Source organism: Pirellula sp. SH-Sr6A (assembly GCF_001610875.1).
GTDB lineage: Bacteria > Planctomycetota > Planctomycetia > Pirellulales > Pirellulaceae > JBKCUI01.
Window position 1 is genome coordinate 5,313,264 of the sequence record NZ_CP011272.1, and the last position, 13,617, is coordinate 5,326,880.

General features: G+C 54.5%; 13 protein-coding genes. 9 read left to right on the forward strand and 4 right to left on the reverse strand.

The window, feature by feature from the left end:
• Positions 1 to 3: 3 nt before the first annotated feature.
• On the reverse strand, positions 4 to 1,176 hold the full coding sequence (gene dxr, locus VN12_RS20690; RefSeq protein ID WP_205855105.1) for a 1-deoxy-D-xylulose-5-phosphate reductoisomerase: 1,173 nt from the start codon (positions 1,174 to 1,176) through the stop codon (positions 4 to 6).
• 219 nt (positions 1,177 to 1,395) lie between these two features.
• On the opposite strand from dxr, the gene ftsH reads away from it, so the two are divergent.
• Positions 1,396 to 3,465, forward strand: a complete 2,070-nt coding sequence (gene ftsH / locus VN12_RS20695) for an ATP-dependent zinc metalloprotease FtsH (protein WP_146678581.1) — start codon at positions 1,396 to 1,398, stop codon at positions 3,463 to 3,465.
• Positions 3,466 to 3,490: 25 nt separating this feature from the next.
• Here the strand turns inward: ftsH and VN12_RS20700 are convergent, their stop codons facing one another.
• A complete protein-coding gene (locus tag VN12_RS20700; protein ID WP_146678582.1) occupies positions 3,491 to 4,234 on the reverse strand; it encodes a hypothetical protein in 744 nt (247 codons plus the stop codon).
• Between the two features lie 179 nt (positions 4,235 to 4,413).
• Here VN12_RS20700 and pyrH point away from each other — a divergent pair, with 179 nt between their 5' ends.
• Entirely contained in the window at positions 4,414 to 5,199 is a 786-nt protein-coding gene (gene pyrH, locus VN12_RS20705) for a UMP kinase (protein ID WP_146678583.1), read from the forward strand.
• A 64-nt stretch (positions 5,200 to 5,263) separates the two neighbouring features.
• Positions 5,264 to 5,824: a ribosome recycling factor gene (gene frr, locus VN12_RS20710; protein WP_146678584.1), complete on the forward strand. Its 561-nt coding sequence runs from the start codon at positions 5,264 to 5,266 to the stop codon at positions 5,822 to 5,824.
• A gap of 12 nt (positions 5,825 to 5,836) precedes the next feature.
• On the opposite strand, the gene VN12_RS20715 is transcribed toward frr, so the two are convergent.
• Positions 5,837 to 6,478, reverse strand: a complete 642-nt coding sequence (locus VN12_RS20715; RefSeq protein WP_315850174.1) for a DUF6655 family protein — start codon at positions 6,476 to 6,478, stop codon at positions 5,837 to 5,839.
• 167 nt (positions 6,479 to 6,645) lie between these two features.
• Here VN12_RS20715 and VN12_RS20720 point away from each other — a divergent pair, with 167 nt between their 5' ends.
• Genes VN12_RS20720 through VN12_RS20730 form a run of 3 tightly spaced genes read left to right on the forward strand, consistent with a single transcriptional unit; the run spans position 6,646 to position 9,856 of the window.
• Positions 6,646 to 8,112, forward strand: coding sequence for an NADH:flavin oxidoreductase (locus tag VN12_RS20720; RefSeq protein ID WP_146678586.1), 1,467 nt, complete (start codon positions 6,646 to 6,648; stop codon positions 8,110 to 8,112).
• Between the two features lie 34 nt (positions 8,113 to 8,146).
• Positions 8,147 to 9,115 carry an aldo/keto reductase gene (locus tag VN12_RS20725; RefSeq protein WP_146678587.1) on the forward strand — a complete coding sequence of 323 codons (969 nt, stop codon included), beginning with the start codon at positions 8,147 to 8,149 and terminating at the stop codon, positions 9,113 to 9,115.
• A 3-nt stretch (positions 9,116 to 9,118) separates the two neighbouring features.
• Positions 9,119 to 9,856, forward strand: a complete 738-nt coding sequence (locus tag VN12_RS20730; RefSeq protein ID WP_205855106.1) for a hypothetical protein — start codon at positions 9,119 to 9,121, stop codon at positions 9,854 to 9,856.
• A gap of 33 nt (positions 9,857 to 9,889) precedes the next feature.
• On the opposite strand, the gene VN12_RS20735 is transcribed toward VN12_RS20730, so the two are convergent.
• The gene (locus tag VN12_RS20735) at positions 9,890 to 10,240 is read right to left on the reverse strand and encodes a hypothetical protein (protein ID WP_146678588.1); all 351 of its coding nucleotides are present in this window, start codon (positions 10,238 to 10,240) and stop codon (positions 9,890 to 9,892) included.
• A 329-nt stretch (positions 10,241 to 10,569) separates the two neighbouring features.
• Between VN12_RS20735 and VN12_RS20740 the strand changes: the two genes are divergently transcribed.
• The 3 genes from VN12_RS20740 (at position 10,570) to VN12_RS20750 (ending at position 13,544) form a co-directional block, all read left to right on the forward strand.
• Entirely contained in the window at positions 10,570 to 11,319 is a 750-nt protein-coding gene (locus VN12_RS20740) for a glycosyltransferase family 2 protein (protein ID WP_146678589.1), read from the forward strand.
• Between the two features lie 23 nt (positions 11,320 to 11,342).
• Positions 11,343 to 13,055 carry a hypothetical protein gene (locus VN12_RS20745; protein WP_146678590.1) on the forward strand — a complete coding sequence of 571 codons (1,713 nt, stop codon included), beginning with the start codon at positions 11,343 to 11,345 and terminating at the stop codon, positions 13,053 to 13,055.
• Positions 13,056 to 13,205: 150 nt separating this feature from the next.
• Positions 13,206 to 13,544, forward strand: coding sequence for a P-II family nitrogen regulator (locus tag VN12_RS20750; protein ID WP_146678591.1), 339 nt, complete (start codon positions 13,206 to 13,208; stop codon positions 13,542 to 13,544).
• Positions 13,545 to 13,617: the final 73 nt, after the last annotated feature.

Sequence of the window (13,617 nt, forward strand, 5' to 3'; positions counted from 1 at the left end):
GAATCAAGTTATCCAACGTTGGACTTCAAGCCGGCTCCAGCAATCCAGTTCCAGGAGTTCGGGGAGGCTCGGCGAAGGTGAGTAGTGATGATGGTGAAGAATCGATTTACAAATCTTAGCAATATCAGTCAGTCGAATTCTACGTTCTAAGAAGAGCTCGACACAGGCTTCGTTTGCGGCATTGAGGACTGCACCGCAGGATCCCCCGCGGGCGGCGACTTCGAATCCCAACTGCAAGCAGGGATAACGTTCCGGATCGACCGGTTTCCAGCTTAGCTGGCAATCGTTGTTCCAGTCGAAAGGGGGCGACGACGCTGGAGCTCGTTCGGGGTAGGTCAAGGCGTATTGAATGGGGAGTCGCATATCCGGAGGGCTTAGCTGCGCGATGACCGAAGCATCGCGAAACTCCACCATCGAATGAATGATGGACTGCGAATGGATCACGACATGGATTTGATCCGGGGTCAAATCGAACAACCACTTGGCTTCGATCACCTCGAGAGCCTTATTCATCATCGTGGCGGAATCAACGGTGATCTTTCGTCCCATTTGCCATGTGGGGTGCATCAAGGCGTCTTCGACGGTCGCTTGCTCCAGTTTGTCCAAGGGCCAATCGCGAAGTGGACCACCGCTCGCGGTCAGAATGACTCGCTTGAGTTCGTTTGGTGAGCAACGGGTTTGCAGGCACTGGAAGATTGCGCTGTGCTCGCTGTCCACGGGCAAGACTTCCGCTCCGGTCGTTTTGGCCGTTCCCATGATGAGGGACCCCGCCACGACGAGCGATTCTTTGTTCGCCAGCGCCAAGCGTTTTCCCAATTCGACGGTTCGTAAAGCGCTTTGCAATCCAGCCACGCCCACGATCGCCCCAACAACCGTGTCGATCTCAGGGCGACTGACAATCGTATTCACCGCATCGGAGCCCAAAAATCGCTGCGTGCTCGGGGAGCGAGGATTCGTCTTGGAATGCCAATCTTTCGACGCAGAAGAATTGCATTGCGTCACGACGGCATAGAGGGGCTGGCTCTGTTCGATCTGAGTTTCGAAAAGGTCTAGTTGCGAATGGCAAGAAATCGCGGCAGTGCGATGGGTTTCCGGAAGACGATCCAAGACATCCAACGCAGCCCGCCCTATGCTGCCGGTGGAGCCGAGTACTGCGACATTGCGAATTTGGCCCACCGCAAACTACTCCAATTATCGGGAGTCCATCCCTCGAAAGCACAATCAGCAGAGTCGTTTTATCCGTCGCAAAACGTTCCCGCCTATGGATTTAACGCTCGGATTCTAGGGAGAAGTCTCGAAAACCTCAACGCCAAACCCTGCCCAGACCTACCCTGCGGCGCATAATTACTCCGTTTCCTAACCGCGCCATCCCGTACTCCATCCCAGACCCGTCGCATGAGCAGCCCTCAAAAACCGGAGAAGAAACCGACCTCATCCGCCAATGGAACTCCTCCCCAGAGTCCTTGGTTGATGTACACCCTCCTGGCGATCCTGTTCCTGTTCGGCGCGATCACGCTGGTTACGAACTCGATGATCCGGGCCGTTCGTTATCCCGACTTGATCGCCCTCATCGAAAACACTCGCTACGAGACGCGCGGTTCCACCGATTTGGTGGACGAGGCGACGGGGGAACTGGAGATCTCGACCGGCCTCAGCAAAGTCAAGGTCAAGAACCTTCGCGACGTGCAGGTCGACGAGAAATCGGTGACCGGTACGGTCGATTGGATTCCCATCGATAAAGATGGGGTTGAGGGGGCCGTGCAATCCAAGGTCCGCTTTCAATCGGTCAAGGACAATTCGGAATTCACCAACAAGCAGCTTCGTGAGAAGTTGGAGCGGGCCAATATTCCATGGTCTAATGCTCCGGGTGCGAGCATGCTTTCGCAGTCCCTTATGTTCTTCGTGCTCCCTCTTCTGGTCGTCTCTGCGATCTTCTTTTTCGTCATGCGACGGTTGGGGGGAATCAATTCTCCCATGCAATTCGGGCGTTCGAGAGGTCGCATGTATGTCCAAGAAGACATCGGAGTGACTTTCGACGATGTGGCTGGGATCGATGAAGCGGTGGAGGAAGTGCGTGAAGTCGTCGACTTCCTAAAGCATCCTGAAAAATATCAGAAACTAGGTGGTCGTATCCCGCGAGGAGTGTTGTTGGTCGGACCTCCCGGCACGGGAAAAACGCTGCTGGCAAAAGCGATCGCAGGAGAGGCAGGCGTCCCATTCTTCTCCCTTTCCGGTTCCGACTTCGTGGAAATGTTTGTCGGTGTTGGAGCGGCGCGCGTGCGTGACATGTTTCAACAGGCGACTGCGAAAGCTCCTTCGATCATTTTCATCGACGAGCTGGACGCGTTGGGGAAGAGCCGCGCGGGAAATGTCCCCGGTTCCCATGACGAACGGGAGCAAACGCTCAATGCGTTGTTGGTCGAGATGGATGGTTTCGATGCCAATGCGGGGGTCATTGTTATGGCCGCTACCAACCGTCCAGAGACTCTGGATCCGGCATTGCTGCGCGCTGGAAGATTCGATCGAAACGTGTTGGTCGACAGACCGGACAAACAGGGACGGGAAGATATTCTCAAGGTTCACGTGAAGAGCGTGAAACTCGGCACGGATGTGAATTTGCGTCAAGTCGCTGCGATCACCCCCGGTTTCGTCGGTGCGGATCTGGCAAATCTCGTGAACGAAGCCGCCTTGCTCGCTGCCCGCAAAGGGAAAGAGAAAGTAGAGCAACAGGAGTTCAATGACGGAGTGGAAAGGGTCACCGCGGGGCTCGAAAAGAAAAAGCGAATCATGGGTGAAGAAGAGAAGCGACGCGTCGCGTACCACGAAGCGGGCCACGCTCTCATCGCCTACTCACTTCCCAACACCGATCCGGTCCACAAAGTCTCCATCATTCCACGTGGTATCGCTGCTCTCGGGTACACCATGCAGCGTCCAGAGGGGGATCGCTATCTCGTTACCCAAGCCGAATTGGAGTCGCAGATGCAGGTCTTGGTAGCCGGAACCATCACCGAAGAAATCGTATTCCGCGATATCAGTACCGGGGCACAAAATGACTTGGAACGAGCCACTCAGATCGCTCGTGGGATGGTCATGGAATACGGAATGAGCCGAATGGGGAGGATTAACTATCGCGAAGGAAATCGCTCGCCTTTCCTGGCGGCCTCCTCCGGGGAATCTTTCGGACGTGAGTATTCGGAACAAACCGCGCGGGAGATCGATCAGGAAGTCAAACGCTTGATCGATGAAGCGATTCAGCGGGCTCGAGTGATTCTCACCGAACGGCGTGCTTCGCTCGAAGCCTTGGCGTTGCGATTGATTGAAGTCGAAGTCATCGAGTCCGAAGAATTGAAGCGGATTATCGATTCCACCAGCGCCGGGCCTCGCGTCGTGCCGGGGACGTTTACGAACAATCCCAAACCGACGACACCGACCTCGGCTCCCAACCGATTGGCCGGCGAAGCCTAAGAGGGATGCCGGCAAACCCTAAGAACTATTTCGGTAGCTTCGGAACCGACGGCAGGCCATAGGGATTGGTCGCGGCACCGCCCGAGAGAGGTTCCGCGATCTCGGCGCCTGCGGTGAGCGCGAGAAGAATCGTGATCCCGAGATAGAGAGCGTAGTGGAGTAAACTCTGGCCGAACTCCATTTCCAAGCTCGCGAGGGAGGCGAATGCACCGATTCCCAACATAATGGCTAGAAAAATCGCAAACGAAATTCCGTCTACCTGAGCGAGCGATTTATTTCCAAGATAAAAAGCGAGCCCCCAATAGAGCCCCCAGGTCAGGGCGAAAAACGCAGAGCAAGCTCCCAATCGGATCGCGAGTTCTTTCCCAAAGTAGCCCCCCAGTTCATCGTCTCGGAGAAATGCGTAGCCTGCCCAAGCGACCGGGTAGGACAAGCTGACCACCCCGAGCGCTAGGTACCACCAGGGGACCACCTCGAATGCAAAACGTGCCGAGATTGCAGCGATGACGGTGATCAAGCCAAGTCCGGACGCGATCATCAGCTGCAAATTGGTGAGCTCGAATTCCTTTCGCTTGATCGGCTTGAGAACCGAGACCCCTTTGGAGTCTTTGGGGCCTGCTAGCTCCGGTGCATGGATGACAACTTCTTGAGCTTTGTCCGGAACGACGATTTCTTTTTTGCATTTGGGGCATGGCCCCTTCTTGCCAGCGTATTTGTCACTGACCGAAAAACGTGCGTAGCAGCCGGGACAAGTAACTTGGATTGGCATTGATTTGATGGATTTCGCTATGGTGATGGACGAGAAAGCAGCCGAGAGAGGGGCGAGACGGCTCCGTCGGCGGACATTCTAAACAAAGTTGGGGCGACGGGAGCCCGGCTCGTTAGAACAGCAAATTCTAGTTATCATACGCGTTTGCGAAATCGTTTTCGAACTTTAGTTTGGTGACCATGCAATCCGAAACCCTTGAGAAAAACCCTCCCGTCTACCGTCGCGTGATCCTCAAGCTCAGCGGCGAAAGCCTTGCCCATTCTGGGGAACGAGGCATCAGCATGGATGAGGTAACGGCTATCGCGAAGCAGATCAAAGCGGCCCATGCGCTCGGGTGTCAGATCGCAGTCGTTGTCGGAGGAGGCAATATCCTCCGCGGCGCGCAGTTCAAAGGGACGAGCGGGGAGATGATCCAAGAGGCGACCGCCCACTACATGGGTATGCTGGCTACGGTCATCAATGCGCTCGCCATGCAAGATGCCTTGGAGAATATCGGCTGCGCGACGCGGGTCATGTCCGCCATCAAAATGGATGGTGTCGCAGAGCCTTTCATTCGTCGACGCGCGATCCGTCATCTGGAGAAGGGACGGATCGTGATCTTGGCTGCTGGAACGGGAGCACCTTTCGTCACAACCGATACGTGCGCTGCCAACCGCGGACTTGAGCTCGATGCCGACATCGTACTGAAAGCGACGCGGGTCGATGGCGTATACAGCGATGATCCCGAAAAGAATCCCCATGCGATTCTCTATCGTGAATTGGATTACGATGTAGTCATCGAGAAGAATTTGAAAGTCATGGATTCGACCGCCATCGCGCAATGCCGAACCCATAAGCTTCCGATCCTTGTTTTCAACTTCAAGAAAGATGGAAACATTGTGAAGGCCGTCAGCGGTCAAAAGGTCGGGACGCGTATTAGCCCCCGCAGCGCGAGCGGCGAACGCATCTTGGTCAACGCAACTTGATTTCGCTGCAACTTGATTTCACTACCTGAATCTGTCATCCCCAATCGAAACTGGAGTTATCGAAATGAGTGTTGAAGACATCATGTTGGACGCCGAAGAACGCATGGAGAAGGCGCTCGGTGTTCTCAAAAACAACTTGGCTGGGATCCGAACCGGACGAGCTACCCCCGGTTTGCTCGACTCGGTCAAAGTCACTGTGTATGGATCCGCCACGCCGCTCAAGCAGTTGGCGAGTGTCGGTGCCCCAGAACCGCAACAATTGGTGATCCGACCCTTTGATCCGAGCACGATCAAGGACATCGAAAAGGCGATTGTCGCCAGCGAGCTGGGCCTCAATCCGCAGAACGACGGACGAATCATCCGAATCAATATTCCGCCTCTTAGCACCGACGTGCGCAAGAAGCTCGTCGCGCGGATCAAGGATCTATCGGAAGAATCCAAAGTCTCGATTCGCAACGTCCGACGCGATGCGAACAAGGCGGTGGAGACCGAGGAAAAGGAAAAATTGATCAGCGAAGACGATCGCGATAAGGCCAAGGAAGATATCCAAGAGCTCACGAAGAAATACGAGAACTCCGTCGGCGACTTGGCCAAGGCTCGCGAAGCAGAAGTTATGAACGAGTAGTCGGTGCGGGATTTACCGTTGTGCGGTTCTCGCCGTGGGCGGAGGGGTCGGAATCATAAACCCATCCGACTGACTGGTGTTGGCTTTGATCTGTTCGGCGACACTGCCGGATAGGACAGGGCCAGCGCCCATCATGGACCAATGTTGGTGATCGCTCCGAGCTAAGGCAAATCCTGTATTGATGACCGGCTGCTTGGTCTTCACGTCGGTTGCGACAACAGAAAGCTTTGCCGTCCCCATCGCCTTGTTCCGCTCGTAAAAGTTGATTTTGGGAATCCTCCCCATCACTCCCAGAGGGATTTCGGGGGTTCCTACGACGGTTTCGGTCCGATCGGTACCAACACCTCCCGATGCGAGTTCGACCACGACGTCGGCATCTTCGGCTTTGTCGGCCAGCGTGCACTGCGAAGCGAGCAATCGTGATTTCGCGGCTAGAATGATGTAGTTCTTGTCGACGCAGTCCAGCAGTTCTGTTTTGAGGTGCACCTTCGCACCGGCGATCGGTCGAAAATCTACTTTGTCGAGGGATCGGTCCACTGCGTTGCTGATGAGAAGCTGCTCTAGCCCAGTTCGCGAGGTATCGGACTGTTTCATCGTCGAGCATCCAACAGTAGATGCAGACAATAGTACAATCCAGAACGCAGTGTTTTTCATAAGTGTATGCCGCTTTGACAAGGATCGGCCCGATCGATGAACGGATTGCCTCTTACCGAACCTGCAGAGGGATCTCAAAATCGAGCTCTTGTGTCAAGAGAATTCTCGAATCGCTGGCAAATACGTTAACTTTCCCTCTTCTTTTCCCGACGTGAATTCATTTCCTTATGACGCTCACCAAACTGACCAAACTCACATCGCTCGACGGGGTTGCTGGCTTTCGAGCCCATACTCGATCGTTGGGAATCACCATTGGAATCGATGAGGAGTTGGCCCCCTCCTCGCAATCGCCTCTCCATCAGCCGATCGCATGGAATGGCAGGACAATCGGAAATCGGATTGCGATCCAGCCGATGGAGGGTTGGGACGGGACCACGGCTGGAGGCGTTACTCCCCCGATGCTCAGGCGTTGGGAACGCTTTGGTGAAAGTGGTGCCAAGCTCATTTGGGGAGGGGAAGCGATGGCGGTTCGCCCCGACGGCCGCGCCAATCCCAATCAATTGATTCTGTCGGAAGAAAACGCGGGGGGAATCAGCGCCTTGCGCGAAAGGTTGATCCAGTCGCATCAAGCTCACTACGGGCGCACGGATGATTTGATTATCGGTTTCCAGCTCACCCATTCGGGGCGATTCTGTCGCCCCAACGATAAAAAGAGATGGGAGCCTCGTGTCGCCTACCGGCATCCTTTGCTCGATCCCAAGTTCAACGTTACCAGCGATGAGATGGTTTGGACCGATGAACAGTTGGGTGAATTGATCGGAAACTATGCCGATGCGGCGAGACTGGCGAAGCAAGCCGGCGCGGACTTCGTCGATATCAAGTCTTGCCATGGCTACCTCCTGCATGAGTTTCTGGGCGCTCGCTCGCGACCGGGACCCTTCGGCGGCGATTACGAAGGGAGGACGCGGTTGTTGTTTTCGATTGTTCGTGCAGTACAAGCCGCTGCACCGGAGTTGGGAATCGGGGTCCGATTGAGCGCTTACGATACGGTTCCCTTTCAACCTAATCCAAAGACGGCAGAACCGGGTAAACAGGGGCAGGGAATGCCGATGCCCCATGAGCACTTGCTCCCTTACACGTTTGGATTCGGATTGAATCCGGATCGACCGCTTGAAATGGATCTGACTGAGACGCATCGATTGCTCGGCGATTTGCAAGAGCTCGGTGTTTCGATGATCAATCTTTCGGCGGGAAGCCCCTATTACACGCCCCATCTATTGCGTCCCGCGGCGTACCCCCCCTCGGATGGTTATCAGCCCCACGAAGATCCCTTGATTTCGGTGGCCAAACACTTGCAGGCTGCAGCCCAATTAAAGAAAGCACACCCGAAGTTGCTTGTTGTGGGTTCTGGTTATTCCTACTTGCAGGAGTTTCTCCCCAACGTCGCGCAGCATCAGGTAGCGCACGGAAACGTTGACTTCGTCGGGATGGGGCGGATGGTATTATCGTATCCCAAACAAATGGTGGATGCGGTCGAGCGAGGAACCAGTGAGCGGAAATTGGTTTGCCGGACATTTTCCGATTGCACCACAGCGCCTCGCAACGGTCTCCCATCCGGTTGCTATCCTTTGGATGATTACTACAAGAAATCAGAAGACGCCAAACGTCTGAAAGAAATCAAAGCCAATCTCTAATCAATCTATTCACGTTCGACGGGAACTCACGCGGATGCAAACACGTAAATTAGGGCAGACCGATTACTATCTACCGATCCTCGGATTTGGAGCCTCCTCGATTGGTGCCGAGTTTGGTCAGCGAGATTGGACTGCATCGTTGGACGCTGTACGAACAGCCATCGAGCTTGGTCTCAGTTTCATCGATACGGCGGCCTATTACGGGCGAGGAATGAGTGAAATACTGCTCGGGCAAATCTTGCACGAGTATCCTCGCGAGTCCTTGGTGATCAGCACGAAGCTTGGACGCTACGCCCCCAATCACTTTGACTTTTCCGCCAAACGTGTTGCAGAGAGCGTCGATGTGTCGTTGGAACGCATGCGATTGGATTATCTAGATATCGTCTTTTGCCACGACATCGAGTATGGGGATGTCAACCAAGTCATCGAAGAAACGTTACCCGCCCTTGCGTTGCAGAGAGCCAAAGGAAAAGTGCGGTGTGTTGGGGTAAGTGGTTATCCGATGCGCAATTTTGAGCGGGTCATTCCTTCGGGGTTGGTCGATTGCGTGATCACTTACAATCACTACACACTCCAGAATGACATGGCGACGCGTTTGATCCCACTCGCAGAAAAACACGGTGTGGGATTGATCAATGCAGCGCCGTTTTCTGCGCGACTCCTGACTCATATGCCATTGCCGCCTTGGCACAAAGCGACGCCAGAGGTCAGGAATGTGGCTGCCCAAGCAGCGCAGTTTTGCCAAGACCAAGGGACCTCGATCGAGAAGCTAGCATTGCAGTACTCCATTCAGAATCCCGCTTTTGCTAGCTGTTTAGTTGGCAGTGCGCGCAGTGAGGAGGTCAAGCAGTTGGTGAGATGGATGGGAGAATCGGTCGATTGGGACTTGATTGGAAAGGTCAAAGAGATTCTTAAACCGATTCATAATTGGTATTACATCGAAGGCCGACCTGAGAACAATGATCTGACTTGGCCCACTTCCACTCAATGGCAAGATGCATAAAGCATGCAGATCAATAAGAGTCTTCTCACCAATCTCATTTCCGTCGGCTTGGCTGTCGGAGGTTTTCTCATTCCGTCGGAGAATCCGTTGGCGGGACCGATTCGCGACATCGGACTTTACGCGACATCTGGGGCGATTACGAATTGGATTGCGATCTACATGTTGTTCGAGAAGGTACCGGGCTTCTACGGTTCCGGAGTGATCCCCAATCGGTTCGAGGAATTCAAATCCGGAATTCGGGCTATGGTGATGCAGCAATTCTTCAATCGGGAGAATGTTTCTCAGTTCTTCCAATCGCAGCAAAAAAGCATGGATTGGGAGCTGGACCCAAATCCGATCCTTGAAGTGATCGATTTCGATGCGATGTTTGCGAAATTGCAAGACGCGGTAATGAAATCTCCGCTCGGCGGGATGCTGGCCATGTTCGGCGGGCCCAAAGCATTGGAAGGGATGCGGGCACCCTTTCAAGCCAATATGGAAGAAGAGTTGCGAAAACTCATCGTCTCACCCAAGCTTCATGAGGCCTTGCAGAAGTCAGTCAAGACGCCCGATTTGACCGACGATATCCTCGACAAGGTGCAACAGATTGTTTCGAAGAGGCTAGACGAGCTTACGCCAGCCATGGTGAAACAGATTGTTCAGGACATGATCCGACAGCATCTCGGATGGTTGGTCGTTTGGGGAGGTGTGTTCGGCGGCCTTATTGGGTTAGCTGCGAGCCTCCTCCGTCTCGTTGCGTAGGAGGTCGCGAATCCAAATCCACCGCGGCTTGGATCAAACCGCGATTGCTTCGTCGGCTTGGGAAGCCGTCTCGCATGGAGTGGTTGTCGTTTTGGAGTAGCCCAAAGCGCGGATCACTTCCAGGATTTCGCTGCAAGTGGGGAACATACGGCCGCTGGTTCGTTTGTACTGCTCCAAAGCCTTCATGAACTCGACTTCGTCGTTGGAGTAGTCCCGTTCGCAAGTAGTCGGGTCGATTTGGCGTCGTCGCTGGACCTTGGTCTTTTTCTTCTCTTCGGCAATGATGGCTTTGAGTTGCTGTTCGTCCGCAGTGCCAGTTCGGCGATCTTTGGAGCGACGGTCGACAGTGACGATGTGAGAACCAGCCTTTTCTTCGCGTGCCATGACTTGTACCTGATGAGCAAACTAGAGTAAGTGGAGCAATCCGCAAGCTTTTTCAGCCCAGGAGACTTTACCCCACCCCACTTTCTGAGCTGAAAAACTGCAGTGTTTTTCCGGTTTGCGAAGACTTTTAGGGGGAAGATGTGCCGTTTATGGCGTCTGTAGCGGTCGTTCGTGTTACGCAGAGCCGTTGAAGCTCCTGGGACGCCGGACTCGAAAAGTTGACCCCGCTTGGAGGCCATCTACAATGCCCTGATGCCCAACTGCAACGACGATAGCGTTATCCTCGGTTTCTGTTGGAAGGTTCAGCTCTGGCGAATGGATAAACCGAAATGACTGGCGAATGGTTAGCAGCGTTACCGGTCTACAACGAAGTGGGGTATGTAGATGGGGTCCTCGACGAAGTGGTGAAATACGCCCCGAACGTCTTGGCCGTCAACGATGGTTCTTCCGATGGTACTCGCGAGATTCTGGACCGACGGACGGACATTACCGTTATCCACCACGAGAAAAATAGGGGCTACGGAGCGGCATTGCGCACGGCCTTTCAATTCGCCATCGATGAAGGCTACGATGTACTGGTCACGTTGGATTGCGACGGGCAGCACCAACCCATGCGAATTCCTCGCTTCGTATCGGCTTGCAAAAACGCCGATATTGTTTCGGGGTCTCGATACCTCAAGCAATATGACGGTGACAGCGTTCCTCCCGCGCAGCGACTTTTCATCAACAAACAGATCACCCGGAAGATCAACGACCTGTTCCATTGGAATCTCACCGACACATTTTGTGGATTCAAGGCATATCGTGTCGACGCGTTGAAGCAACTCGACATCACGGTCGACGGATATGCGATGCCGTTGGAGCTATGGACGCAGGCTGCCATGGTGGGACTGTCTATTCTCGAGGTTCCCGTTCCACTGATTTATTTGGACGAAACACGTTCCTTTGGTGGTTCGTTGGATGATGGAGCCGTTCGACTTGCGTACTACAACCAAGTCATCGAGGAGAGCATTCGAGCCATGGAGGCGAAAGGGTATTCGTTGCCGACTCCACCGGTCAATTGTTGCGGCGAGTGTTAGATCAAACGCTTGTTGAAAACGCGATGGGATCCAGTCCCATTCGCTTGGAAGTTCCTCGCGAGGATAATACGAGCCTCATCTGGCCGTCTCTTCAGGTGCGCGAGTTGGTGGACGCCGCGCGGATGCGCCGGGGACAGTTTCCTGATTGGCTCGCGAGCCTTTCGCGACTTGCGAGATCCGAGGCGGCGGGCATGCTATCGTCCGGTGACGAAGCGTCCCGGTTCGTTAATGGGACCCAGTTCGTTGATGCGAATCGTGGTGGTGAGGGGATTATTTGGCTGCTCGGAGGGCATCAACCCGAGCTCTTTCATCCCGGAGTTTGGTTCAAGAATTTTCTACTCCATGCGATGGCTTCCCGTATGGGCAGGGACCATGAGGCGATCTTATCGCTCCATATCACGATCGACCATGATTTGGCCAAACCCGTTTCGCTGCGGACGACCTGTTGGGACTCCGGTCGGCTGCTACATCGGATGCGGCCGATTCCGATCCGGGGGAGTGGTGAGCCCGAGTTGCCTTGGGAACTCACCACATACAGGGCGAGCCGGCGAGGCGACTGGGAACGATGGATCGACGATCTGATCGAAGACTGCCGTACGATTGGCGTGCAGCCTTTGATTGGTGATTTGCGCGAGCGCTGGATGGAAGCGTTGGAGACCTCCTCGCATCTTGGTGAGGCGTTTTCCGGGTTTCGACAAATCGTGGAAAAAGCTTTTGGAGTCCGCAACGCAGAGCTCCCAATGAGCCGTCTGTGTAGGACGGATGCGTTTGGCGAGTTTTTTCGCAGGCTAGCGTTGCCTGGATCCCGGTTGCTCGAACACTACAACGAGGCACGTCTCGGGTATCGCGAGGCGCGTGCGATCCGCAATCCCGTCCAGCCGGTACCTGCCTTGCAGCGGCACGGGGAGTGGAACGAGCTCCCCTTTTGGGTCTATCATAAATCTCTTTTGATTCCCCGATCGAAGCTCTGGATTCGAGGGGATGATCGCGTGTTTGTTCTAGCCAACGAACCCCATGACCATGCCGCTTGGTCGACCCAGGTAGACCTCGGTGCATCGGTTTGGTCCGAGCCGTGGCGGGCGATGATGGATGCGGGGGTTTGCATCCGGCCGAGAGCATTGATGACCACTTTGTACCTCCGTTACGTGATTGCCGATTTGTTTTTGCACGGCATCGGCGGTGGGATCTACGACGCCTTGACGGACGAGATCGCGCATCGCGTTTGGGGAGTCGAGCGGTTACCGATGATGGTAGCTTCCGCATCGCTTCATCTACCGATTCGGATCAACGAGCCTCCTCCCCTGGCCGATCACGCCCCACTCGCTGGGTACGCCGAGCCAACGGATTCGTGCATTTGCAGTGCGGGGCATTCCGAGTCACGATGGGCGGATCATCAAAGAGTTCTACACCGAATGCGTTCGGCTCCCGAGTCGTTTCTCGATCCGCAGGACCCACACCATGTCGACTTGCTTCGCAATCACCGAGTCTTGTTGAAGCGCCTCTCCGGGCTGGTAGGGAGCAAGATGGCGTGGCATCGCGAGATGGCGGAACTGCGTGAACGGATCCGAGCGGCGGTCGAACCTGAAGTCCAACGGCTCCGGCTAGTATCAAACGATTTGATGGAAGCAAAGCGAATGCAAAGGATCCGGCGTTCGAGAGAAGTGCCGTTTATATTGTTCCCTCAAGCGGACGTTGCGAAACGATTGAAGTCGCTTTTGCCCCTGGCATTCGATTAGGTTTGCCAACTTCTTCAAAAACATGGAACAAAGATAGCGATCTCTTGTTGTAATGGAATCGGCGCTGCTACACTAAGGGCGTGGGATGTGCTAGGTAATGCACAGGCGGTCCCGCAGTTCGTTGACTGCTAAGGTTCCTGGAGATTTGGAATGAAAAAGATTGAGGCCGTTGTTCGACACTTCAAGTTGGAAGACGTCAAGAATGCACTAACCGAACAAGGCATCCATGGAATGACCGTCAGTGAAGTGCGAGGCTACGGGCGCCAAAAAGGACACACGGAAATCTATCGCGGAACTGAGTACGCGGTCGACTTCGTCCCCAAGGTGAAGATTGAAGTCGTCTGTTCGGACGCGAATCTTCAGACCGTGATCGACACCATCGTCAAGACGGCTCAGACTGGGCAAATCGGTGACGGAAAGATTTTCGTTTCGGAGCTTCAGACGGCAGTCCGAATTCGAACCGGCGAAAATGGCGAAGACGCGCTGTAAGAAAAGCTAGTACGAACTTTTCGTAAGACCTTTCCGTTTGCACTTTTCGAGACAATTTTGTTCCAGTTGGCAC